General features: G+C 68.0%; 21 protein-coding genes and 2 tRNA genes. 18 read left to right on the top strand and 5 right to left on the bottom strand.

Features of this window, described 5'->3' with window-relative positions:
- The first annotated feature begins 93 nt into the window (after positions 1–93).
- The 13 genes from dnaN to FKO37_RS03305 all read left to right on the top strand — a co-directional run bounded on the left by dnaN (position 94) and on the right by FKO37_RS03305 (position 13721).
- A complete protein-coding gene (dnaN, locus tag FKO37_RS03365) occupies positions 94–1227 on the top strand; it encodes a DNA polymerase III subunit beta (RefSeq protein ID WP_037809143.1) in 1134 nt (377 codons plus the stop codon).
- 49 nt (positions 1228–1276) lie between these two features.
- Entirely contained in the window at positions 1277–2167 is an 891-nt protein-coding gene (gnd, locus tag FKO37_RS03360) for a phosphogluconate dehydrogenase (NAD(+)-dependent, decarboxylating) (protein ID WP_134664677.1), read from the top strand.
- Between the two features lie 18 nt (positions 2168–2185).
- Positions 2186–3340 (top strand): DNA replication/repair protein RecF, encoded by a 1155-nt coding sequence (gene recF, locus FKO37_RS03355; RefSeq protein ID WP_037809147.1) that lies wholly within the window; start codon positions 2186–2188, stop codon positions 3338–3340.
- 109 nt (positions 3341–3449) lie between these two features.
- On the top strand, positions 3450–4085 hold the full coding sequence (locus FKO37_RS03350; RefSeq protein WP_037809148.1) for a DciA family protein: 636 nt from the start codon (positions 3450–3452) through the stop codon (positions 4083–4085).
- 197 nt (positions 4086–4282) lie between these two features.
- On the top strand, positions 4283–6250 hold the full coding sequence (gyrB, locus tag FKO37_RS03345; protein ID WP_037809150.1) for a DNA topoisomerase (ATP-hydrolyzing) subunit B: 1968 nt from the start codon (positions 4283–4285) through the stop codon (positions 6248–6250).
- 48 nt (positions 6251–6298) lie between these two features.
- Positions 6299–8911: a DNA gyrase subunit A gene (gene gyrA, locus FKO37_RS03340; protein WP_238603704.1), complete on the top strand. Its 2613-nt coding sequence runs from the start codon at positions 6299–6301 to the stop codon at positions 8909–8911.
- A gap of 35 nt (positions 8912–8946) precedes the next feature.
- Entirely contained in the window at positions 8947–9597 is a 651-nt protein-coding gene (locus tag FKO37_RS03335) for a DUF3566 domain-containing protein (protein WP_037809154.1), read from the top strand.
- Between the two features lie 50 nt (positions 9598–9647).
- Positions 9648–9721, top strand: a tRNA-Ile gene (locus FKO37_RS03330).
- 89 nt (positions 9722–9810) lie between these two features.
- Positions 9811–11190 (top strand): hypothetical protein, encoded by a 1380-nt coding sequence (locus FKO37_RS03325; protein ID WP_238603703.1) that lies wholly within the window; start codon positions 9811–9813, stop codon positions 11188–11190.
- On the top strand, positions 11187–11957 hold the full coding sequence (locus tag FKO37_RS03320) for a phosphotransferase (RefSeq protein ID WP_037809156.1): 771 nt from the start codon (positions 11187–11189) through the stop codon (positions 11955–11957). The genes FKO37_RS03325 and FKO37_RS03320 overlap by 4 nt, the downstream gene beginning before the upstream one ends.
- A 160-nt stretch (positions 11958–12117) precedes the next feature.
- Positions 12118–12288: a DLW-39 family protein gene (locus FKO37_RS03315; RefSeq protein ID WP_020663676.1), complete on the top strand. Its 171-nt coding sequence runs from the start codon at positions 12118–12120 to the stop codon at positions 12286–12288.
- Between the two features lie 30 nt (positions 12289–12318).
- Positions 12319–12391: transfer RNA gene (locus FKO37_RS03310), tRNA-Ala, on the top strand.
- A gap of 634 nt (positions 12392–13025) precedes the next feature.
- Positions 13026–13721 (top strand): antibiotic biosynthesis monooxygenase, encoded by a 696-nt coding sequence (locus tag FKO37_RS03305; RefSeq protein ID WP_238603702.1) that lies wholly within the window; start codon positions 13026–13028, stop codon positions 13719–13721.
- A 1-nt stretch (position 13722) separates the two neighbouring features.
- Here FKO37_RS03305 and FKO37_RS03300 read toward each other — a convergent pair whose 3' ends face one another.
- A complete protein-coding gene (locus tag FKO37_RS03300; protein WP_238603701.1) occupies positions 13723–14154 on the bottom strand; it encodes an ester cyclase in 432 nt (143 codons plus the stop codon).
- Positions 14155–14226: 72 nt separating this feature from the next.
- Here FKO37_RS03300 and FKO37_RS03295 point away from each other — a divergent pair, with 72 nt between their 5' ends.
- Positions 14227–14859, top strand: a complete 633-nt coding sequence (locus tag FKO37_RS03295) for a TetR/AcrR family transcriptional regulator (protein ID WP_134664669.1) — start codon at positions 14227–14229, stop codon at positions 14857–14859.
- Here FKO37_RS03295 and FKO37_RS03290 read toward each other — a convergent pair.
- The gene (locus FKO37_RS03290; protein WP_238603700.1) at positions 14856–15914 is read right to left on the bottom strand and encodes an ankyrin repeat domain-containing protein; all 1059 of its coding nucleotides are present in this window, start codon (positions 15912–15914) and stop codon (positions 14856–14858) included. The two genes, FKO37_RS03295 and FKO37_RS03290, sit on opposite strands and share 4 nt — an antisense overlap.
- A gap of 39 nt (positions 15915–15953) precedes the next feature.
- On the bottom strand, positions 15954–16427 hold the full coding sequence (locus tag FKO37_RS03285) for a MarR family winged helix-turn-helix transcriptional regulator (RefSeq protein WP_238603699.1): 474 nt from the start codon (positions 16425–16427) through the stop codon (positions 15954–15956).
- Positions 16428–16483: 56 nt separating this feature from the next.
- Between FKO37_RS03285 and FKO37_RS03280 the strand changes: the two genes are divergently transcribed.
- The 3 genes from FKO37_RS03280 to FKO37_RS03270 all read left to right on the top strand — a co-directional run bounded on the left by FKO37_RS03280 (position 16484) and on the right by FKO37_RS03270 (position 19240).
- Complete coding sequence (locus FKO37_RS03280; RefSeq protein WP_238603698.1) at positions 16484–17314, top strand: LLM class flavin-dependent oxidoreductase; 831 nt, start codon at positions 16484–16486, stop codon at positions 17312–17314.
- Between the two features lie 78 nt (positions 17315–17392).
- A complete protein-coding gene (locus tag FKO37_RS03275) occupies positions 17393–18487 on the top strand; it encodes an alpha/beta hydrolase (RefSeq protein ID WP_238603697.1) in 1095 nt (364 codons plus the stop codon).
- Between the two features lie 105 nt (positions 18488–18592).
- Positions 18593–19240: a hypothetical protein gene (locus FKO37_RS03270; protein ID WP_238603696.1), complete on the top strand. Its 648-nt coding sequence runs from the start codon at positions 18593–18595 to the stop codon at positions 19238–19240.
- 71 nt (positions 19241–19311) lie between these two features.
- On the opposite strand, the gene FKO37_RS03265 is transcribed toward FKO37_RS03270, so the two are convergent.
- Positions 19312–19935, bottom strand: coding sequence for a TetR/AcrR family transcriptional regulator (locus FKO37_RS03265; RefSeq protein ID WP_134728039.1), 624 nt, complete (start codon positions 19933–19935; stop codon positions 19312–19314).
- A gap of 64 nt (positions 19936–19999) precedes the next feature.
- On the opposite strand from FKO37_RS03265, the gene FKO37_RS03260 reads away from it, so the two are divergent.
- Complete coding sequence (locus FKO37_RS03260; protein WP_238603695.1) at positions 20000–22063, top strand: AAA family ATPase; 2064 nt, start codon at positions 20000–20002, stop codon at positions 22061–22063.
- Here FKO37_RS03260 and FKO37_RS03255 read toward each other — a convergent pair.
- Complete coding sequence (locus FKO37_RS03255) at positions 22045–23244, bottom strand: glycosyltransferase 87 family protein (protein WP_238603694.1); 1200 nt, start codon at positions 23242–23244, stop codon at positions 22045–22047. The two genes, FKO37_RS03260 and FKO37_RS03255, sit on opposite strands and share 19 nt — an antisense overlap.
- Between the last annotated feature and the right edge of the window lie 3 nt (positions 23245–23247).

Raw genomic sequence — 23247 nt, 5'->3', positions numbered from 1 at the left:
ACCGGCGGGGACCCGGTCGCGCGCGGTGCTCACGACTGGCGCCCGGCGACCCCTTCACGAGCCGAGGGGCTCGGCTGTCGAAAGGAAGCGCGCATGAAGATCCGCGTCGAGCGCGACGGGCTCGCCGACGCCGTCGCGTGGGTGGCCAGAAGCCTCCCCTCCCGGCCTCCGGTGCCGGTGCTGGGCGGTGTTCTCCTCGACGCGGGCGCGGACGGGGAGTCCGACGCGCTCACGGTCTCCGGCTTCGACTACGAGGTCTCGGCCACGGTCGGCGTTCCCGCGACCATCGCCGACGGCGGACGGCTGCTCGTCTCCGGCCGCCTCCTCGCCGACATCACCAAGGCGCTCCCCGCGCAGCCGGTGGAGATCTCCGTCGACGGCGCCCGCGCCACCATCACGTGCGGCAGCGCCCGGTTCAGCCTCCCGACCATGCCGGTCGAGGACTACCCGCAGCTGCCGTCCCAGCCCGCGCACGCGGGCGAGCTCACCGGCGACGTCTTCGGCCAGGCGGTCACCCAGGTCGCCACCGCGGCGGGCAAGGACGACACGCTCCCCATGCTCACCGGCATGCGGCTGGAGATCTCCGGCGAGACGCTCACCCTCGTCGCCACCGACCGGTTCCGGCTCGCCATGCGCGAGTTCACCTGGAAGCCCGCCGAGGGCCTGTCCGACGCCGCGGTGCTCGTCCCGGCGCGCACGCTCGCCGAGGCGGCCAAGACGCTCGGCGGCGCGGGCACCACCGTGCAGCTCGCGCTCGCTTCCGGCGACGGCCTGCTCGGCCTGTCCGGGGCCGGCCGCTACACGACCACCCGGCTGCTCGACGCCGAGTTCCCGCCGTACCGCCAGCTGCTGCCCGCGAACCACACCTCGCGCGCGGTCATCGAGGTCAGCGCGCTCACCGAGTCGATCAAGCGCGTGTCGCTGGTCGCCGAGCGCGGCACCCAGGTGCGGCTCGAATTCGGCGACGGCTCCCTGCGGCTGTCCGCGGGCGGCGACGACGAGGGCAGCGCCGAGGAAGAACTCCAGGTCGACTACGAGGGCGAGCCGGTCACCATCGCGTTCAACCCCGGCTACCTCGTCGACGGCCTCGGCGCGCTGCACAGCGACCGGGCCGAGCTGACGTTCACCACGCCCAACCGCCCGGCGCTGATCAAGCCAGCCGACGCCGAGGGCAACGTCGTCCCCGGGTATCTCTACCTGCTCATGCCGGTCCGGCTGCCGGGCTGAGCGGCGCGCGTCCAACCGAGGAAAACCGATCCAATCCAAAGGGGATCTCATGGTTCAGCTGGGTCTCGTCGGCCTGGGCAAGATGGGCTTCAACATGCGCGAGCGGCTGCGTGCCGCCGGGCACGAGGTGGTCGGCTACGACCGCAACCAGGACGTCAGCGACTCGACCTCGCTCGAAGACCTGGTGTCCAAGCTGTCCGGTCCCCGGATCGTGTGGATCATGGTCCCGGCAGGCGAGCCGACCCGGCAGACCGTGACCGAACTCGGGCAGCTGCTGTCCGAGGGCGACCTGGTGATCGACGGCGGGAACTCGAAGTTCACCGACGACAAGCTGAACGCTGATCTGCTCGCCGCGCACGGTGTCGGCTACCTCGACTGCGGCGTCTCCGGCGGCGTGTGGGGCAAGGACAACGGCTACGGCCTGATGGTCGGCGGCGCGGCGTCGGACGTCCAGCGCGCGATGCCGATCTTCGACGCGCTCCGTCCGGAGGGCCCGCGCGAGGAAGGCTTCTCGCACGCCGGCTCGGTCGGCGCCGGGCACTACGCGAAGATGATCCACAACGGCATCGAGTACGGCATCATGCAGGCCTACGCCGAGGGCTTCGAGCTGCTCGAAGCCGCGAAGACGGTCGACGACGTGCCCGCCGTGATCAAGGGCTGGCAGCGCGGCACCGTGGTCCGCTCCTGGCTGCTCGACCTGCTGGTGCGCGCGCTGGACGAGGACCCGGAGCTGGACGACCTCGAAGGCTACGTCGAAGACTCCGGCGAAGGCCGCTGGACGCTGGAGGAAGCGGTCAACAACGCGGTGCCCGCCCCGGTGCTGTCGGCCGCGCTGTTCGCCCGGTTCTCCTCCCGGCAGAAGGACTCCGCCGCGATGCGTGCCGTCGCCGCGCTGCGCAACCAGTTCGGCGGCCACGCTGTGAAGAAGGCCGGGAGCTAGCTCCCGCGGTCCCCGCCCGTGTATCTGCGACATCTCCAGGTCACCGACTTCCGGTCCTGGCCGCTGGCCGACCTCGCCCTCGAACCGGGGCCGGTCGTGCTCGTCGGCCAGAACGGCCGGGGGAAGACGAACCTGCTCGAAGCGATCGGCTACGTGGCGACCCTCGGTTCGCACCGGGTCGCCACGGACGCCCCGCTCGTCCGGCACGGCTGTGAGCGCGCGCTCGTCCGGGTCGCGGTCGTCAACGAAGACCGCGAGCTGACGGTCGAACTCGAGATCACGCCCGGCCGCGCCAACCGTGCGCGGGTGAACCGCGGCGCGGTCGGCAAGCCGCGCGACGTGCTCGGCATTCTGCGTACGGTGCTGTTCTCTCCGGAGGACCTCTCGCTGGTGCGCGGCGATCCGAGCGAACGCCGTCGGTTCATGGACGAACTGCTCGTGCTTCGCGCGCCTCGGTACGCAGGCGTGCGCGCGGACTACGAGAAGGTGCTTAAGCAGCGCAACGCGCTTCTCAAGACCGCGGGCAAACGCCGTACTGGTCGCGAAGACCCGTACGCACTGTCGACGCTCGACGTCTGGGACGACCATCTTTCGGTGGCAGGCGCGCAGCTGCTGGCGGCACGGTTGAACCTCATCGCTGACCTCGCGCCGTACACGGCCGACGCCTACATGGGGGTCGCGCCCGACTCTCGCCCGGCGAAGATCGCGTACAAGTCCTCGCTCGGCGAAGCGCTTCCGCCGTCGTACGGAGTGCCTGGCGGAGAGCGTGCCGAGGCAGAGGTACTGCGCGAGTTGTTGCTGAAGGCGCTGGCGGACACGCGGCGGCAGGAATTGGAGCGAGGGATCAGCCTGGTCGGCCCGCATCGGGACGAACTGGAGCTGATTCTCGGCGAAGCGCCGGCGAAGGGGTACGCGAGCCACGGCGAGTCGTGGTCGTTCGCGCTCGCGTTGCGGCTCGGAAGTTACGAACTTCTGCGCGCCGAAGCGGGCGAACCGGTCTTGTTGCTGGACGATGTGTTTGCCGAACTCGACCGCAAGCGCCGGGCGCGGCTGGCCGAGGTCTCCGCGAGCGCCGAGCAGGTGCTCATCACCGCGGCGGTGGCCGAGGACGTGCCCGAGGAGCTCGCCGGTGCGAGGTTCACGGTGGCCGACGGGGAGGTGAACCGTGCCTGAACAGCCACGACGACCACGCGGGGTGACCGGGGTCACGCGGGTTGCCCACCGATCTGGGGACAAACCTGTGGACAGTGTGGATAAACCCGGAGCCGCGTTATCGCCGCGAGTGACGAACCGGCCGGATGGCGGTCTTGACACCCCGGCAGCGGGCGACACTTCCGGAAATCCCGCGCGTGGCGCGACTGAGCGTGACAGTTCCACTGGGCCGAACGAGACGGCCGCTGGGGACAAACCGAGCGGCCGCGACCTCGCGCACGCCGCGCTCGAAGCGGCGAAGGCGAAAGCCCGCGAACGCGGAGCCCCGCCGAACCTCCGGCGCGGCCGGATCAACGGGGGCGGCGGGCAGAACCGGGCACGGCGGCGCTGGTCCGGGCCCGGCGCGGATCCGCGCGACCCGCAGCCGCTCGGCAGGCTCGTCTCGCGGCTGATCTCCGACAGCGGCTGGCAGGACACGATGACGAACGCGCGCGTGTTCGGGCAGTGGGCCCGGCTCGTGGGCGAGGACGTCGCCGAACACGCCCAGCCGGTCGCGCTGAAAGACGGCGAGCTGACCGTCCGCGCGAGTTCCACCGCGTGGGCGACGCAGTTGCGGTTGCTGCAGGGCAAATTGCTGGCGAAGATCGCCGCGGGCGTCGGGAACGGCGTGGTCAAGCGGATGCGGATCCAGGGTCCGACCGCTCCGAGCTGGCGGAAAGGGCCCCGGCACGTGCCTGGTCGCGGGCCGCGTGACACGTACGGCTGACGGGGGTTGCGCTCCGGCGGATGAGTTCCCCGAGGACCGGGCCGCGCAGCTTCGGATACGAGATGACTCAACTGAGGGTGATTTCGTCCCTCTGCGACCGGCTGAGGGGTGTCCTAGCCGCATGTGAGCGCGTGCGGGCAAGTACACTGTTGTAGTAGCGGGCGTCCGCTCGGGCGAGACGAGGAGAAACAACGCCGGTGACCGAGAACAAGAGCGAGTACAACGCGTCGTCCATCACCGTGCTCGAAGGCCTCGAAGCAGTTCGCAAGCGCCCCGGCATGTACATCGGTTCCACCGGTGAGCGCGGCCTCCACCACCTGGTCCAGGAGGTGGTGGACAACTCCGTGGACGAGGCGATGGCGGGGTACGCCACCAAGGTCGAGGTTACCCTGCTCGCGGACGGCGGGGTGCGCGTCGTCGACGACGGCCGCGGCATCCCGGTCGACATGCACCCCAAGGAGAAGAAGCCGACCCTCGAGGTCGTGCTGACCATCCTGCACGCGGGCGGCAAGTTCGACAGCGACTCCTACGCGGTGTCCGGCGGTCTGCACGGCGTCGGCGTCTCCGTGGTGAACGCGCTGTCGACGAAGCTGCTCGCCGAGATCAAGGTGAACGGCCGCAGCTGGCGCCAGGAGTACACCAACCAGGTCCCCGGTCCGCTCGAGGACCTCGGCCCGGCCAGCGACACCGGCACCACCATCACCTTCTGGGCCGACGGCAGCATCTTCGAGACCACCACCTACAACTTCGAGACCATCTCGCGCCGCCTGCAGGAGATGGCGTTCCTCAACAAGGGCCTCACCCTGTCGCTGCGCGACGAGCGCGTCGCCGACGAGGAGACCGAAGAGGACGCCGCGGGCAAGCAGGCCAGGGTCAAGGAAGTCGTCTACTGCTACCCGGGCGGGCTCGAGGACTTCGTCAAGCACATCAACGGCAGCAAGGACCCGATCCACGAGAGCGTCATCTCCTTCGACGCCAAGGGCGCCGGCCTCGAGGTCGAGGTCGCGATGCAGTGGAACACCGGGTTCACGCCGTCGGTGTACACCTTCGCCAACACGATCAACACGCACGAGGGCGGCACGCACGAAGAGGGCTTCCGCGCCGCGCTCACCCGCGTGGTCAACGCGTACGCGCGCGACAAGAAGCTGCTCAAGGAGAAGGACGCGAACCTGACCGGCGACGACGTGCGCGAGGGGCTCGCCGCGATCGTGTCGATCAAGCTGTCCGAACCGCAGTTCGAGGGCCAGACCAAGACCAAGCTGGGCAACAGCGAAGCCAAGACGTTCGTGCAGCAGCAGTCGAACGAATGGCTCGGCGACTGGTTCGAGCGCAACCCGAGCGAAGCCAAGACGATCATCAACAAGTCGATCTCGTCGGCGCAGGCCCGGCTCGCCGCCCGCAAGGCGCGCGACCTGGTGCGGCGCAAGGGCGCGCTGGAGATCGGCGGTCTTCCCGGCAAGCTCAAGGACTGCCGTTCGAACGACCCCGGCGAGTGCGAGCTGTACATCGTGGAGGGCGACTCGGCCGGCGGTTCGGCCAAGGAAGGCCGCGACTCGATGTACCAGGCGATCCTGCCGATCCGGGGCAAGATCATCAACGTCGAGAAGGCCCGCATCGACCGCGTCCTCAAGAACACCGAGGTCCAGTCGCTGATCACCGCGCTCGGCACCGGCATCCACGACGATTTCGACATCTCGAAGCTGCGGTACCACAAGATCGTGCTGATGGCCGACGCCGACGTCGACGGCCAGCACATCACCACGCTGCTGCTCACCCTGCTGTTCCGGTTCATGACGCCGCTGATCGAGCACGGCCACGTGTTCCTGTCGCGGCCGCCGCTGTACAAGATCAAGTGGCCGCGGTCGGAGCCGGAGTACGCGTACTCGGACAAGGAACGCGACGCGGTCATCCAGGCCGGCGTCGAGGCGGGCCGCCGTCTTCCGAAGGACGACGCGATCCAGCGGTACAAGGGTCTCGGCGAGATGAACGCCGAGGAGCTGTGGGAGACCACGATGGACCCGGCGAACCGGCTGCTCGGGCAGGTCACCCTCGACGACGCCGCACAGGCCGACGAACTGTTCTCCGTGCTGATGGGCGAGGACGTGGAAGCCCGCCGTTCGTTCATCACGCGCAACGCCAAGGACGTGCGCTTCCTGGACGTGTAGGCGTCCCCTTCTCACCCGCTTCCCAGGACTGCTCACAAGAAGGACCCCATGACGGAAACCTTGCCGCCGGAACACGACCGGATCGAGCCGGTCGACATCCAGCAGGAGATGCAGCGCTCCTACATCGACTACGCGATGAGCGTCATCGTGTCGCGGGCGCTGCCGGACGTGCGCGACGGCCTCAAGCCGGTGGCGCGCCGGATCCTGTACTCGATGTTCGACTCCGGGTTCCGCCCGGACCGCGGGTACAACAAGTGCTCCCGCGTCGTCGGCGACGTCATGGGCAACTACCACCCGCACGGCGACTCGGCGATCTACGACGCGCTCGTGCGGCTCGCCCAGCCGTGGTCGCTGCGCTACCCCTTGATCGACGGCCAGGGCAACTTCGGCTCGTCGGGCAACGACCCCGCGGCCGCGATGCGGTACACCGAGTCCCGGCTCGCGCCGCTCGCGATGCAGATGCTCGCGGACATCGAAGAGGACACCGTCGATTTCCGCGACAACTACGACGGGCGCACCCAGGAGCCCGACGTTTTGCCGTCGCGGTTCCCGAACCTGCTGGTCAACGGCGGTTCCGGGATCGCGGTCGGGATGGCGACGAACATCCCGCCGCACAACCTGCGCGAGGTGTCCGAAGGCGTCGTGTGGGCGCTGGAGAACCCGGAAGCGACCGACGACGAACTGCTGGCCGCGCTGCTCGTGCGGATCAAGGGCCCGGACTTCCCGACCAAGGCGATGATCCTCGGCACCTCCGGGATCGAGGACGCCTACCGCACCGGTCGCGGTTCGATCCGGATGCGCGCGGTCGTCGAGGTCGAGGAGGACGCGAAGGGCCGCACCATCCTGGTCGTGTCCGAGCTGCCCTACCAGGTCAACCCGGACAACCTGGTGGAGAACATCGCCCACCTGGTGCGCGACGGCAAGATCACCGGCATCGCGGACATCGCGGACGAGTCGAACAGCCGTTCCGGCATGCGGATCGTCATCACGATCAAGCGCGACGCGGTGGCGAAGGTCGTGCTGAACAACCTGTTCAAGCACACTCAGCTGCAGCAGAACTTCGGCGTGAACATGCTGGCGCTGGTCGACGACGTGCCGCGCACGCTGCGGCTCGACCAGATCATCCGGCACTACGTGAAGCACCAGGTCGACGTGATCGTGCGGCGGACCCGGTACCGGCTGCGCAAGGCCGAGGAACGGGCCCACATCCTGCGCGGTCTGGTCAAGGCGCTCGACATGCTGGACGAGGTGATCGCCCTGATCCGGCGGTCGCCCTCGGCCGACGAGGCCCGGCCGGGCCTGATGTCGCTGCTCGAGATCGACGAGATCCAGGCGACCGCGATCCTGGACATGCAGCTGCGCAGGCTGGCCGCGCTGGAGCGGCAGCGGATCATCGACACCCTGGCCGAGATCGAGCTGGAGATCGCCGACCTCAAGGACATCCTCGCGAAGCCGGAGCGGCAGCGGTCGATCATCCGCGACGAGCTGATGGAGATCGTCGACAAGTACGGCGACGACCGGCGCACGCAGATCATCCCGTTCGACGGCGACGTGTCGGTCGAGGACCTGATCGCGCAGGAAGACGTCGTCGTCACCATCACCCGCACGGGCTACGCCAAGCGGACGAAAACCGATCTGTACCGGTCGCAGAAGCGCGGCGGCAAGGGCGTGCAGGGCGCGACGCTGAAGCAGGACGACATCGTCCAGCACTTCTTCGTGTGCTCCACGCACGACTGGATCCTGTTCTTCACGAACAAGGGCCGGGTGTACCGGGCGAAGGCCTACGACCTGCCCGAGGCCAACCGCAACGCGCGCGGCCAGCACGTGGCGAACCTGCTCGCGTTCCAGCCGGACGAGCAGATCGCCCAGGTCATCGAGATCCCGAACTACGAGGTCGCGCCGTACCTGGTGCTCGCCACGCAGCGCGGCCTGGTGAAGAAGACGAAGCTCACCGACTTCGACTCCAACCGCGCGGGCGGGCTCATCGCGATCAACCTGCGCGAGGGCGACGAGCTGATGGGTGCGGTGCTCGCGGCGGCCGAGGATGACCTGCTGCTGGTGTCGGCGGGCGGCCAGTCGATCCGCTTCCACGCCACCGACGAGGCGCTGCGCCCGATGGGACGGCCGACCTCGGGCGTGCTGGGCATGCGGTTCAACGAGGGTGACGAGCTGCTCGGCATCAGCGTGGTCAAACCGGACAAGTTCCTGCTGGTCGCCACGGACGGCGCGTATGCGAAGCGGACGCCGATCGAGGACTATCCGGTACAGGGCCGCGGCGGCAAGGGCGTGCTCACCATTCAGCACGACAGCAAACGTGGCAGGCTGGTGGGGGCACTCATCGTCGACGAGGACGACGAGCTGTTCGCCATCACGTCCAGCGGCGGGGTCATCCGCACGCCGGCGCGGGACGTGCGCAAGGCGGGCAGGCAGACCAAGGGCGTTCGGCTGATGAACCTGGGTGACGGAACCACTCTTCTCGCGGTCGCACGCAACGCGGACGAGGGTTCGGACGTCGCCAATGGTGGCGAGGACTCCGCCGAGGAAGTCCCCGAGATTTCGGGGACTCCGGAAGACTCGGCCTCCGAGACGGTTTCGGAGGACGCGGCGGAGGCTACGCCAGAGGAGCCCACAGCAGAAGACGGCACGGCGCCGGAGCAGTGATCGGCGCCCCACGCACGGGTAAGGACTGACTCAACGTGGCACCATCCGACAAGGCCGACGACGCGTCGGCCAACCCGCCCTGGCAGCGCACCGCCAAGGACGGCGGCGGCGACTCCGAGGCCATGGCCACGGCGCGGATCGCGACCGAGGACGTGCCCACCGCGGCTCCCGAACCGGCCGCGCCCGAGAACGACTACCCGGTGACCGGCTCGGCGGCGCCCCGGCTCTTCGGAGGCGAGGCGCCACCGCCGGCGGCGGACGTGCCGGCCGCGGGCCGCACCCGGCCGACGCCGAGCGCGCTGCGCCGCCCCGGCCGGGGCCCGCGGCGGGCGAGCCTGCAGATCAAGCGGTTCGACCCGTGGTCGGTGCTGAAGCTGGCACTGGTGCTCGGCGTCGCGATGTTCTTCGTCTGGCTGGTCGCGGTCGGCGTGCTCTACACGGTGCTCGACGGCATGGGCGTGTGGGACAAGCTGAACGGCACGTACTCGTCCCTGGTCGGCGGCGAGGGCGCGAACGCCTCCGCGGAACCGCTGATCAGCGCCGGTCGCGTGTTCGGCATCGCGGCCATCCTCGGGGCGATCAACATCGTGCTGGTGTCCGCGCTGGCCACGGTGAGCGCGTTCATCTACAACGTGTCGGCGGACCTCGCGGGCGGCCTGGAGGTCACGCTCTCGGAGCGAGAGTAACCCGGTTGCAAGGGCGGATGGGGAGTCCGGTAGAGTTCTCCTCGTTCGACGGGCCCATAGCTCAGGCGGTTAGAGCGCTTCGCTGATAACGAAGAGGTCGGAGGTTCAAGTCCTCCTGGGCCCACATTTCCGGAAGGCCGGTTCGCAGTCGCGGACCGGCCTTTCTGGTATTTCGGATGACTGCGCGGCGGGGTTCTCGCCAGAATCAGCGGCATGCAGACTCCCGCGCAGATCCGTGCGCAGCTGAGCCTCGGCCGTGATCAGTCTGGTCTGGCCGAAACCGAGGCATGGCTCGCGTCGGCGACCGCGCGCGAGCTGCTGCGGATCGACCACTACGCCCGCCAGGCCCGCTATCCGGTGCCGCTGCTGGGACGGGCGCGCAGTTGGAAGCTGAAGAACGCCTCACTGGTTGTCGCGGCGCTGGCTTCGATGCATCCCGACGGTCGTCTTCGGGAGCAGGCCGTTCGCGTGTTGTGCGGGTTGGCTGGTGCGTTGAGCGACCGGGCATTGGCGATCCGGGTTGCCGATCACGTCGAGGTCGTCCGCGAGCTGGCCGAGGAAGAAGTGCTGCGGCGTACGACGTTGGCGCAAGCGGAGCGGATCGTGCCGGTTGTGCAGCGGATTTCGCAGCGCGGTCGGGGTTCGCAGGTGCAGGCGCGCTATCTGCAGGCGCTGGTCGACGCGCATGGCGAGGCGTCGGTGTGGGCGTGCTTGCGAATTTCTGCGGACGTCGACGTACGGCGGACCGCGTTCCGGCACAGTTTCGAGACTGGATTGCTCGGCTCCGCGGACGCGGTCCGGTTGCTGCCTCGGGAACGGGACCAGGTCGTTCGTCGGAAGTTGATCCAGGTGATTGCCGAGACGGCGACGCCGGAGGTTATCGCCGAGACGTTGCTTCGCGGCCGGTCCGCGGAAAGCCGGGTGCTGGGGTTGGTGAAGCTGACCGCGGCGCAGCTCGATCCCGTTGCGGTGGAACAACTTCTGCTTGACCGGTCGGTGCTGGTGCGGTTGTGGGCGCGGTTGCGCTGGCAGGAAATGGGCCGGGATGCGGGCGAGGTTTATGCCGCGGTCGCACGTTCTGCTGCCAAGCCGACGGTGCGGGCTCGTGCGTACGCCGAGCTCGCGGAAACCGGGGCTGAGTTTGACCGGGTGGAGGTTGTCGAGCTCGCGCAGAGCGCGGATTTGGCGTTGAAGAAGACCGGGTTGTCGTTGCTGCGCGGCAAAGTTGTCGCAGCGGACGTGCCTTGGCTGCTGCGGGAGATGACCGGGGAGGACTCACGGGTGGCCCGGCTGGCGGGAGACGTGCTGAGCGGTAGTCCGCAGTTGTGGTCGTTGGCGGATTTGGGGGTGCTGAAGGATTCCGCGGATGTCGTGATTCAGCGTCGGGGATGGTGGCTGCATCGCAGTCTCGGCGGTTGGGAGGCGGTGATCGTCGACCTGGAGTCCGGAGCGTTCCGGGATCGGCTGGAGCTGCCGATGTATGTTCGGCCGACTGTCGCGCAGCAGCAACGGATCGCGGAACTGCTCGGCACGCTTTCCCTTGGCCTTGATCAGGTTTCGGGGATCGCGTTCGCGGCTGGGCTTCCGCGGTGAGCGGCGAGGAACTGGGCGAGGGCTGGGACAGCGTCGCGACGCTCGTCGACGGACGGTGGGTCGAGCGACGGCCCAAACGGGACGAGGTGCGCGCGTGGCTGCTGCGCGAGACGCGGGTCTTGCCCTGGCTGGCTCCGCAGTTGCCGTTGACGGTGCCGATTCCGTTGGTGTGGCGGGAAAACCCGTTGGTGATCCGGCATGAACTGGTGCCGGGCGAGCCGGGTGAACTGACCGCTGACGACGGTCGGGTGCTCGGCCGGTTCCTCCGCGCGTTGCACAGTGCGGACGTCGCCAAGGCGCGTGAACTCGGTGCCGCGACGGAAGTACTGGCGCTGGACGCGGTCCCGCCGTTGCTCGGTCCGCTCGCTGATCGCGGGTGGGCGCTGCTGGCGGAAGTCCGGGGTTATCCAGCAAACACGGTCATCCATGCCGACCTGGGACCGGAGCATGTGCTGAAGCAGGACGGCCTGGTGAGCGGGGTGATCGACTGGACCGACGTGTCTGTCGGCGACCCCGCGCGGGACCTGGCGTGGCTGCTGCACGGGACCTCGGCGGAGTGCGTCGCGGGGTTCTCCGCGGAGTACGAGGTCACGCCGGAACTGCGCCGGCGCGCTGGGGCGTGGAACCGGCTGGGACCGTGGTACGAGGTGACGTACGGGCTGGAGAACGACCGTCCTGACCTGGTCGAATCGGGCCTCGCCGGCACCCGCGCGCGGCTCGCGGAGACGAGTCAGCCCTGCCGGGAAGAGAAGGACCGGCAGGGCTGAGTTGTGCGTGGCCGCTGGGACCGTCTGTTTCAACGGACCGCTCACTCCGGATATTCCCCGGTGTTCCACGTGGAACGAGCGAGACGGAACCGCTGGACGGGACGCGCGGCGGGTCCGGTAGCATCGTGGGGTAGCGCAAGCACTCAGAAGGGGGCTTCAGGTGAAGAAGCTGTTGGCACTCGCGGTCGTCGCGGGCGGCGTCCTGTTCGTCGTCAAGCGCAACAAGGCGGCCAAGGCCGAGGCTGACCTGTGGCGGGAAGCCACCACGCCTGCCGCCCCGTCGGCGAACGGCAGCGCGCCGGCCAAGGCCGCGGACGCGTCGCGCAACTGACGTAGTACTTAGCGGACCTCGGTCCGCACCGGGCCTGTAGCTCAATTGGTAGAGCACCGCCTTTGCAAGGCGGGGGTCAGGGGTTCGATTCCCCTCAGGTCCACCCGCACTCCCCGTTCGGCCGAAGCTGGACGGGGATTTGTGCGTCAGGGGCTCTGCTTCAACCGGTCGATGATCTTGAAAATAGCCTCGCCGAACACCTGGTTGAGCGTCGGCTCCTGGTAGTCCTCGCTGCGGAAAGTCGAGTTCGTGACCACGCGGCGGCCCACTTTGAACGACAGATCCTCGTGACCCGGGGCATCGGAATTCAGCTGATCTCGCCGTCGCCCACCTTCCTGTTCGAGGTGGCTTCCTTGGGCTGACCGCCCGGACCGGCGACGCGGGTGGCAGTTGCCGTGGTTCGTGCGGAAGCAACCGCTCCACTGCCAAGGTCCCTTGCCGTGCTCGCCGGGATCGGCGCTCAGCTGGGACGGCTGTACGGAGGATTGTTCCTCGACCCGGCCGGAAACCGTGTCGTTGGTGAACGAAAGTCCCCAGTCCTCGGCTTTGTAGATCTCGTAGATCTGCAGGTCGCCGCGGGCTTAGCCCGCGACTAAGGTGCTGCATCCGGCTGCCAACAGTGCCGATACCCCGAGACAGCCCACCATCATGGCGTGCTTGGAAACTATCAAGAGCCCCTGCCCTCGTAGCCGTCAGAGTAACGAGAGTCGTGGTTGATGTCTTGACTTCAACTTCCCTTGAAGTTCGATCCTTCAAGAGTCGTCATCGATCTTGGAAGGACCCTCATGACTGTCAATCGCGTTGCGCGCCCTGACTTTGTGCGCACGGACGTCGACGCTGTGCTGGTTGCCGAAACGACCGTCGAGGCGGCGGAGGTGCTTGCCCGGCTGGAGAAAGAACCATGGCCGGTCGGGCTGATTTCGTTCAATACCTTGGCCAGTACCGAGGGCGAGGGCAAGCTGGTCTATACCCAGTGGGCCGAGGGAGCAGCTGATCCCGGTCTGGTGCAACGGGTTTCCGGGAGTGATCCGGTGGAATATCGGTTGTATCGCAGCGGAAATCGGGACAACGCGACCGTTCCGGGGTGCATTGTCGTGGTGAGCGTTGAGTTCGACGGTGCGGACGCGCAGCGCCAGCGGCGGTGGGTGGACACCGTGTTCGGCGCGTTGGCCAGTGAGGAGAAACCCGCGCCGGGCGGGCTGTCCGGGCACTTCCATGTCAGCACCGACGGGACGCGAGTGCTCAACTACGCGGAGTGGACCGACGAACAGTCGCATCGTGACGCGTTGGCGCGGTCCGGCCGGGGGACGGTCGGGGTGTCCGACGAATGGCAGAAGGTGCAGGAATTCCCGGGCGTACGCGGCGGCGGGTTCCGGCGGTATCGGATGGTGCGCAGTCTTTCGCTTGAACTGTCCGCGAAAGAGACAGCCTGATTCAGGCGTCTTGCGGAGCGAAGTCGGGCGCGGGCAGCGTGCCGAGCTGGATGCGGGCGCCGAGTTCGTCCCGGACGCCCCAGTGTTCGGCGAGCAAAGTGCCTTCGGTGCGGTAAATGTGCACCGTGGTCATCTGGTACGGCTTGCCTGCGGCACCAGCGCCGTGCACCGCGTCCACTCCGGTTCCGGTGGCGGTCGCGCGGACGACGACGCGGTCGTCAGTGCCGAAGATGTCGTCGATCGCGTACCTGATGTTCAGCACGTGGTGCACGAAGGTAAGGATCTGCCGGTAGCCCGCGGGTCCGGGCGGCAGCGGGAACGGGGACCCGTGGTCGACGAAGTCCGGGGTGACCAGGTCGTCGAGGACGGACAGCTCTCCGGTGTTGATCGCGTCGAACACGGCAAGGGCGGCGGTGCGTGCGGGGTTGGTCACGGCTAAGCTCCTCTTCGAACTTGACTGGAACCCAAATCCAGTGGAATCAGAATCTAGCGGATTGGGAGGGCTGTGGCAAGGCAATACAGCGCCCCGCAGCGCGAGGAGAAGGCCCAGGCCACCCGCGCGCACATCGTGCGGACGGCGCGCGGGCTGCTCCTCGGCGGTGGTGGCTATGCGGGCATGACGATCACTGGCCTCGCCGAGGCGGCGGGGGTCAGCCCCCAGACGGTGTACAACTCCGTCGGCGGCAAAGCCGAGGTCATCAAGGCGGTCTATGACGTGATGCTCGCCGGCGACGAGGATCAGACGCCGATGAGCGAACGTCCCGAGTTCCGCCGGGTGGCCGACGCGACCGACGTGCCGTCCTACGCGGCCGCGTACGCCGCTTGGGTGCGCGCCATCTCCGACCGGGTCGGGCCGCTGCTCGGGGTGCTGGTCGAACACGGTCCCGGCGGCGACAAGGTGCTCGAGGACTTCGTGGCGACCATCGACTCCGAACGCAGAAAGGGCAACACGAATAGCTTGCGCGGTCTCGCGGAACGCGGACACCTGCCGTCGCAGAGATTCGACGAGGCAGTCGACGCCGTCTGGACGCTCACCGCGCCCGAGGTGTACGACCGGCTCGTCCGGCGCTGCGGATGGACATCGGCGGCCTTCGAACGATGGCTGGCCAACCAGTTGGGCGCGGTGCTGTCCGGTTAACGGTGGTAGTCCGGCGAGGTCATCGGCAACGGGGTCGGGTTGAGCCGAACCCACGAGACGGCGAGTTCGGACAGCCGGGCCAGTTCGGCGTCGGCTCCGTTGCCGGAGCGGATGCGCTTGGCGAGGGTCTGCGCTTCCTGAAGTTCGGGCAGCGGGGTGCCCGACGCGAAGCAGGCAGGGAGCGCGTCGGCCATCGCGCGGAACGAGCGGTCCCAGTTGATGCTGCCGTTGTCGAGAATCTCGTGCGCAACTTTGCCGGAGAGGCGGATTGCTTCTCCCTGCACGGTTTTCGCCGCGCCGGAGGGCGGTACGAGCAGCTCCCACAGGTGGTCATGCTGCTTCTGCCAGGGTCCGTCGGGCACCGCGATCGGGGAGGTTCCGTCGTGGATCAGCCGCGGCGGGACCGGTTTCACGTCGAACAACCGGTACAGCTCGTGCAGTCCGGCGTCGGTCGCGTCGAGGAGATCGTGGCTGAAATTCGGGCGGTGGAACTCGAATTTGGCCCCGATCCGGCGGACCAGCTCTCGCGCCTCGTCCGGTACGGGAGCGCCGGCTTCGAGGAGCAGCGCGGCAGTTTCGGCCATCCCAGCGATCCCGATGTTCTCGGTGAGCCGCAAGCCGTGCAGGAGCGGGGTGCGGCCGGGTTTGCCGTCGATCGTGGCATGCACATTCGCGCCGTGCTCGATCAGGACTCGCACGGTCTCCGGTCTTTGCCTGCCGGCCGCACCGTGCAATGGAGTACCGCTGTGCGCGCGTGGCCGTTCGATGTCCGCGCCGAGCGAAAGCAGCAGTGGGATTTGCGCGGCCGCGCCTCTCGCGGCTCGTGTCCACAGTGGAGTCTCGCCGTACTGGTTGGCGGCGTCCACGTCGAGGCCTTGCTCGACTAGCCAGACGATGAGTTCGTCGGGACACTCGAGAAAGCCGATCGCCGTTTCCTTGCCGTATCCGCCGCGCGCGGCCAACTCGGTGCGCTGGAAAACTGCCTGGAGTTCTGCGAGCGATGCGGAGGACAGCAGTTCGCTGAAGTTCTTCGGCAGCGTTTTTCGCTTGCGCATCGAGGGTTTCTCCTTGGCGTGGCATCCGGCTCCGCCAGCTTAGGTCAGTTCGGACCGCAGACGATGGCGCAGCTCGATGAGCGTCTGCCGGGCCAGTTCGAGGCGTTCCAGGTCCAAACCGTCGGTCGTGCGGAGGGCCAGATCCTCGTACGCCGCTTGCATTCGGTGCAAAGCCGTGCGTCCGGCCGGAGTCGCTTCGAGCAGTTTGGCGCGTTGGTGCGCGGGGTTCGGACGATAGCCGGCGAGGCCGTCGTCGACGAGCAGGTCGGCGACCCGTTGGACGCTTTGCCTCGTGTGGCCCAGCTGCGAGGCGATGGTTCCGACCGGGGCGGCTTCCGCCTCGACCGCGGCCAGCACCTGGTACCGCGCGACGCTCAACCCCGTCGGGCGGGCGATGCCGTTGCCAACCGCTTCCAGGACGTCGGAGAGCCGGATGACCTCGTCCATCAGGTCGTTGTAGGCGTCGCAGGCCTTCTTGACAGCATGCTGTCGTATCGCTAGCTTGTCGGACATGACAGCATGCTGTCATTGAGAGCCGGGTCAGGCAACAGTTCGAGAGGATCATCGGGGTGCGAATCGGCATCGGGCTTCCGAATCAAGTGCGCGACGTCGACCCCGCGGTCGTGCCGCGGTGGGCGGCGCGGGCGGAGGAAGCGGGCTTTTCCTCGCTGGCGACGATCGGCAGATACGCGTATCCGGGGGTGAGCGACACGGTTTCGCTGGCCGCCGCGGCCGGGGCGACGACGCGGATCGGTCTGCTGAGCGGCGTGCTGCTCGCGCCGACGTGGCCCGGAGCGTTGCTGGCCAAGGAAATCGCGAGCATCGACGGGGTTTCCGGGCATCGGCTGACGTTCGGGGTCGGGGTGGGTCTTCGGGAAGAGGAGTTCACCGTTCCTGGGCTCGGCGCACGTGGCAGGGGCGCGCGATTTGATGCGGACCTGGAGACTTACCGGGAAGTCTGGGGCGGCAAGAACGCGGCGGTGCCGAGCGGGACCCGGCAGGTGCCGATGTTGTTCGGCGGCTACACCGAGCAGGCGTTGCGGCGGATGGTGCGGTGGGGCACCGGATATATCGCCGGTTCGGGCTCGGTCGCGGCGACCGCTCCTCGGTTCGAAGCGGCGAAGCGTGCTTGGCGCGAGGGCGGCCGGGCCGGGGAGCCGCGGCTGGTTTCGTTGGCGTACTTCGTTTTGGGAGACGTCGACGCCGGGTTGGCGAACGTCCGGGACTTCTATCGGTTGGCTCCGAAGGAAGTCGCGGACAGTGTCGTGCCGTGTGTGTCTCCGGAGATGGTTCGGAAATGCATCGCGGATTTCGCCGAGTTGGGCGCGGATGAGCTGGTCTTCGTGCCGACGACTGACGACGTCGACGAAATCGCCCGGCTGGCGGACGTCGTCAGCTGAGCATCGTCCTGGAAGATGACTTCGCTATCGGGGGCATCACCGATGCTGCCGGGGGTCGCGCGGCTCCAAGCTGGAGTCATGAGACTACGCGTAATTGCGATCGTCGCGGCGATGCTCGCCGTGGTCGGGGCGGGGACAGCGCAGGCGGCACCGAGATTGGCGTTGCCGCGGCCGGGCGGGGTCAGCCCGGTCGGGACTACTGCCTTTCACTTCACCGACACTTCTCGCGCGGATCCGTGGGTTCATTCGCAGCGGCGGGAAATGATGGTGACGTTGTGGTATCCGGCGCAATATCCCGGATGGCGGCCCACGCAGTACCTCACTCAGCGAGAGTCGGAGCTGATGGTGAAGGAGCTGGGCGATAAGTCAGTGCCGGAGGACGCGCTGACGAAGGTGCGGACACATTCCACTGTGGACGCTCTGCCGCAGTTCCGGCGGATGCCGTTGGTGGTGCTGTCGCCTGGGTTCACGTTGCCGCGCGCGACGTTGTCGTCATTGGCGGAGGAGTTGGCCAGCCGCGGGTATGTCGTGGCGGGGATCGGGCACAACTACGAGTCGACGGCGATCACCTTCCCGGACGGGCATACGACGGAATGCGTGGCATGCGTTGCGAAGGACTGGGTGAAACTTGTTCAAACCCGGGCGGCGGACGTGTCGTTCGTACTCGATCGGCTCGTAGGCCGGAACCCGGTGTGGGGCGGCGGGCGGCTGATCGACGCGCGGCGGATCGCGATGATCGGGCATTCGATCGGCGGAGCCAGCACGGCGCCGGCGATGCTGGCCGACCGGCGGATCCGCGCCGGGGCGATGCTGGACGGCATGTACTACCTCCCGGTGACCGGGCTGGATCGGCCGTTTCTGCAGTTCGGAGCGCCGGTGCACGAGCCGGGCGGGACGGTCGATCCGTCGTGGGATTCGGCGTGGCGCGAGATGACCGGATGGAAGCGGTGGATCACCGTTAACGACGGGGAACACAGCATGTTCACTGATCAGCTGCTGCTCTGCCAGCAGGCCGGGGTGCCGGTGCCGGGACTGAAGATCGATCCGCTGCGGGCGATCCGGGTCAGCGAGGCGTACTTGACCGCGTTCCTGGACGAGCACCTGCGTGGGATGCCCCAGCGGCTGCTGGACGGACCGTCGCCGCGGTACGCCGAAGTGCGGTTTTGGGGCTGAGGCGCTTTCCCGCGGAAGTCCGCGGAATTTCTTCGCAACCCCCTCCAGCGGTGTGCGTCTCTATAGGCAAAGGGAAAGCCAAGAGCTGGTCAGGGGAGAATGGAAATGCTCAGGAAGACTGTCAAATTGGCCACCGTCGGAGCGGCTCTCGGTGCGGTCGCACTGCTTTCCGCGTGCTCTGGCCAGAATTCGGCAGCCCCGGCGAGCAACCAATCCGCCCCGGTCGACGTCGCGGCGAAAAGCCAGGTGCAGCAGCCGGAAACGCCAGTGAAAAAGGGCGGCAGCGGCGGTGGCGGGGCCAGTGTGGAGGACGTTAATTGCAGCACCCTCGGAGGTCCGGTCGGTCCGCGCAAGGTTGATTTGATCGCGGACGAAACCAAGGCAGGTACCGTTGGTTGCGTCGAAGCGTTCAATGTCATCACCGAATACTTCGACAATATCGACAAGGCCGTCGGGTCCAACTACATGCTGACTGTCCGGGGCTGGCAGTGCCTCACCGACACCGGCGCGGAGGGCACGCACGAGATCCGCTGCGCGAAGGACGGTTTCAAGCTGCACACCACGCCGCCGAAGGACGAGAACGCTCCGGACCCGCAGGAACAGGGCACCGGGTACAACGGGGTGCCGATCGACCCGCCCGCCGACCAGGACCAGGGCACCGGATACCACGGGGTTCCGGTGGACCCGCCGAACGCGCAGGACCAGGGGACTGGGTACCAGGGCGTGCCGGTCGACAGCCCGGATCAGAACTGAGCCAGCGCGAGCTGCGGAAGTGGGCCAGGCCTTGCGAGGTCTGGCCCTTTCGCGCGGCCCCCGGGACTGAGTCACAGCACCGAAGCCAGCCCCTCCCGCAACATCCGATACGCCGCCTCCGCCCGGGCAACAGCATCCGGATAAGTCTCATCAGCGCTTCGCCCACCGCGGATCTCCCGGGCGTTGTGGAACCCCAAGATCCGCTGCGCCCCGAAGATCTGCGCAGCCACCAACCGTGCGGTGAACTCGTCCGGAACCCCGCACGACGCGCGCAGTTCCTCGACCAGTTCCTGTTCCTTCTCCAACAGGTACGTGGCAAGCCGCGCCAGCAGCGCAGGCGTTGAGTACAGCAGCGTGTGGCACGTGATCGCGTCCGGCGAGTCGTTCAGGCCGGTCAGCGGGTCGCGGGCGGCCAGGCGGTCCAGGAAAGACCGTTCCAGCGCGGACAGCGCCGACACCTCAGGCGGCCGGGCTCGGACGATCTCCGCGGGGCCGTTTTCGTCGACGAACTGGTGGATGACCAGGTCTTCCTTTGTCGGGAAGTACGCGAACAGCGTCGGCTTCGAGATCTCGGCCTCGGCGGCGATGTCGGCCACCGACACCCCGTCGAAGCCGGATTCGCGGAACAGGCGCAGGGCCGCCGAGGCGATGGCTTCCCTCGTGCGGCGGCGTTTGAGCTCGCGCAGTCCTGGCACGGCCGTCAGCCTAACCGGAACTCGAACCAGGATAAAAACTTGACTCGGTTGTATATTTAACCCAGTGAAGATACTGGAACCAGAGATCCGGGTAGAGCGCGAGTTTCTCCAGGCCTGTCACGCCGAGCTGGACCGCATGCGGGCGGAGATCAAGACCGCGATCGCGACGGGAATGGGCGAGGGCGACGCGGTCGACGACAAGTACTTCAACCACGTCCTCAGGCAGTTTCGCATCGAGATCGCCGAGGAGCTAGCGGATATCGACGACGCGCCGCTCTTCTTCGGCCGCCTCGACTATCCGCCGGGCGAGGTCTACGAGGCGGCGCGCGGGTCGCACACCCGATCGCCCGAGCATGACCTCGTTTACCTGGGCCGCAGAGGGATTCGTGACGACGACGGCGAACCTCTGGTGATCGATTGGCGGGCGCCGCTCGCGAGGGCGTTTTACGAAGCCGATCACGATCATCCGATGGGCGTGCGGGTCCGGCGGCGCTACGGATTCGACCAGGCCGGAGTGCTCAGCGCGTACGAGGACGAGCCGCTCGATCGGCCAGGCTCGTCAGAGAATCGGCTGCTCACCGCGGAGATCGAGCGGCCTCGGCAGGGGCCGATGCGCGACATCGTCGCGACGATCCAGCCGGACCAGATGCGGCTCGTTCGCGCGCCGGTCGACCGGACGATCTGCATCCAGGGCGCACCGGGCACCGGCAAAACCGCGGTGGGGCTGCATCGGCTGGCGTACCTGCTCTACACCGAGCGGGTGCGGCTGCAGAAGGCAGGCGGGGTCGCGGTGATCGGGCCGAACCGGTCGTTTCTCGCTTACATCGCGGGCGTGCTTCCGGCGCTCGGCGAGGTGGCGGTTTCCCAAGCCACGATTGACGAACTGACCGGGGCGGGCCAGCCAGCGGACTACGTCGACGATCCGCGGACGGCGCGCATCAAGGGCGACGTCCGGATGGCGGAGGTCGTCCGGCGGCACGTGTGGGCGCGGATCCGGCCGGTCGACCGGACGCTCGAGGTGAAGTACCAGCACCGGACCTGGCGGTTGTATCCCGAGGACATCGCCGAGGAACTCACGGAAATCCTCAGCCGCGGCGCGGATTACAGCGCGGGGCGCGAATTGCTGGCCCAGCGGCTCGCGCATCGGGTCCTGCGCGAGATGGAGCGGTCCGGCGGCACGAGCGCGACCCTCCATCAGCTTCGCCGCAATGCCGCGATCAACAAGGCGGTCCGCGACATGTGGCCTGCCGTCGAGCCCGCGCGGCTGGTCTATGACTTGCTTACCGATAACGCACTTCTCGCCGAAGCAGCCGACGGAATTCTCACTGCTGAGGAACAGGAAGCGCTCATCCGTCCGCGTCCGCGCAGTCGCAAGGCGATGACCTGGTCGACGCTCGATCTCGCGTTGCTGGACGAGGTCGCGGCGCTGATCGAGCGGCCGGCGAAGCTCGGGCACGTCGTGGTCGACGAGGCGCAGGACCTCAGCCCGATGCATCTGCGGGCGATCGCACGCAGACTGGCTGGTGCGTGCACGGTTCTCGGCGACGTCGCGCAGGCGACCAGTCCGTCCGCGGTCCGCGATTGGACGACCGTGCTGACCCATCTAGACCGGCCGGGCGGGCGGATCGAAGAACTCACGCACGGCTACCGCGTTCCGGCGGATGTCCTCGACTTCGCTGCCCGGCTGCTCCCGCACATCGCGCCGGAGCTGCGGAGTCCCACGTCGTTCCGGCATTCCGCGGATGCCTTGCACCTGACCGAAACCGACGAGACGGTCGCCGCTGCGGTCGACGCTTGCGCGACAGCTTTACAGGAGGAAGGGTCGATCGGACTGCTGGCCGCGGACGCGGATATCCCCGAATTGCACCGCGTCCTCACCGAGCGCGGGCTGGACCACGTGGTGCTGGGTACCGACGGGACAGCCCGGATCACGCTGGCACCGGTGAGTTTGGCGAAGGGGCTGGAGTACGACACGGTCCTGGTGGTCGAACCGGCGCGCATCGTGGCGGCGGAAGAGCGTGGGCTGCAACGGTTGTACGTCGCGCTCACCCGGGCGGTCAGCACCTTGCACGTACTCCACGCGGACCCGTTGCCGGAGCCGTTGCTGACTCAGACCGCGGCGGTCTGACGGCGCGTCGAGTAGCACTGCCAGCCCAGAAAACCCAGCGCCAGCAGCAAGTAGCTGTTGCCGATGACGTGCTCGACCGGTCCCCAGGACAGCTCCAGGTACCCGTTCTTCGGCAGCCACGAATGCGGGGCGATCACGAAAATCGCCGCCACGGCAGCCAAACCGGCGACCGCGGTCCGGGTGTGCGCGCGAGCGGCGAACAGCACGATCGCGGGCACGATCCACACCCAGTGGTGCGACCACGAAATCGGCGAACACACCAGAATCGCCGCGGCGTTGAGCAGGAACGCCATCGACGGGTCGGCGCGCAGCATCGCGGGAACGGTCAGCGCGAGCGCGGCCAGGGTCAGCACCGCGACCAGGATCAGCGTCGGCGTTTCGGCGAGCCCGAACCGGTGCACCGCGCCCTGGATGGTCTGGTTTGTCGCGAAAATCGATCCGCTCATCCCGGACGCGCCGGTCAATCCGCCGCCGAACCAGTACTTCATCGACGCTTCCGGCGCGATCACGAACCCGGCCGCGCCGGCGAGCACGAAGGTGACCACCGTGGTCAGTGCCGCCCGGAAGTCCCTTTTCACCAGGAAGAACAGCAGGAATCCGGCCGGCGTGATCTTCATGGCGGCGGCGAGGCCCAGCAGGACGCCGCGGGGCAGCCGGGTCCGGGGGCCGAGGCAGTCGATCACCACGAGAGCCATCAGCAGGAGGTTGATCTGCCCGAACCACAACGTCTCGCGGACCGGTTCGAACGCCAGTGAACCAGCCCCGATCACGAGCGCGGCCAGCATCGCGGTTCGCCGCCCGGCATGCGGCCGGACCACGACGTAGACCGTCCCGCACAAGCACGCCAGCGAGACGGCGAGCATCAGCATCGCGCCCAGCGGCAACGGCATCGCGGCGAACACCAGGAACACGACGGCCGCGAACGGCGGGTAGATGAACGGCAGGATCAGCCCGGCGCGGGTCGGCGGGAGCGGACCGTAGACGTCCTCGCCCTGGGCCAGCGCCCGCGCGCCGGACCGGTAGATCTCCAGGTCGAGCGGCCACATCGTGCAGACGAGCCACAGAATCGTCACTGCCACCGCCACCGAGGCGAGGACCAGCAGGAACACCGCCGGACGACGGGTGCCGGCGTCGTCTAGCCACCGGCGCAGCGCGACAGCGGGGGGCCGGATGGAAGTCACTCC

The organism is Amycolatopsis sp. Poz14, from assembly GCF_006704225.1.
GTDB lineage: Bacteria > Actinomycetota > Actinomycetes > Mycobacteriales > Pseudonocardiaceae > Amycolatopsis > Amycolatopsis nivea.
This window is presented reverse-complemented; position numbering and strand designations above follow the sequence as displayed.

Coding starts and splice junctions, on each gene's coding strand:
- gnd (WP_134664677.1), top strand. CDS start 1,277: ATGGTTCAGCTGGGTCTCGTCGGCCTGGGCAAGATGGGCTTCAACATG.
- gyrA (WP_238603704.1), top strand. CDS start 6,299: ATGACGGAAACCTTGCCGCCGGAACACGACCGGATCGAGCCGGTCGAC.
- FKO37_RS03290 (WP_238603700.1), bottom strand. CDS start 15,914: ATGCGCAAGCGAAAAACGCTGCCGAAGAACTTCAGCGAACTGCTGTCC.
- FKO37_RS03285 (WP_238603699.1), bottom strand. CDS start 16,427: ATGTCCGACAAGCTAGCGATACGACAGCATGCTGTCAAGAAGGCCTGC.
- FKO37_RS03275 (WP_238603697.1), top strand. CDS start 17,393: ATGAGACTACGCGTAATTGCGATCGTCGCGGCGATGCTCGCCGTGGTC.
- FKO37_RS03270 (WP_238603696.1), top strand. CDS start 18,593: ATGCTCAGGAAGACTGTCAAATTGGCCACCGTCGGAGCGGCTCTCGGT.
- dnaN (WP_037809143.1), top strand. CDS start 94: ATGAAGATCCGCGTCGAGCGCGACGGGCTCGCCGACGCCGTCGCGTGG.
- FKO37_RS03325 (WP_238603703.1), top strand. CDS start 9,811: ATGCAGACTCCCGCGCAGATCCGTGCGCAGCTGAGCCTCGGCCGTGAT.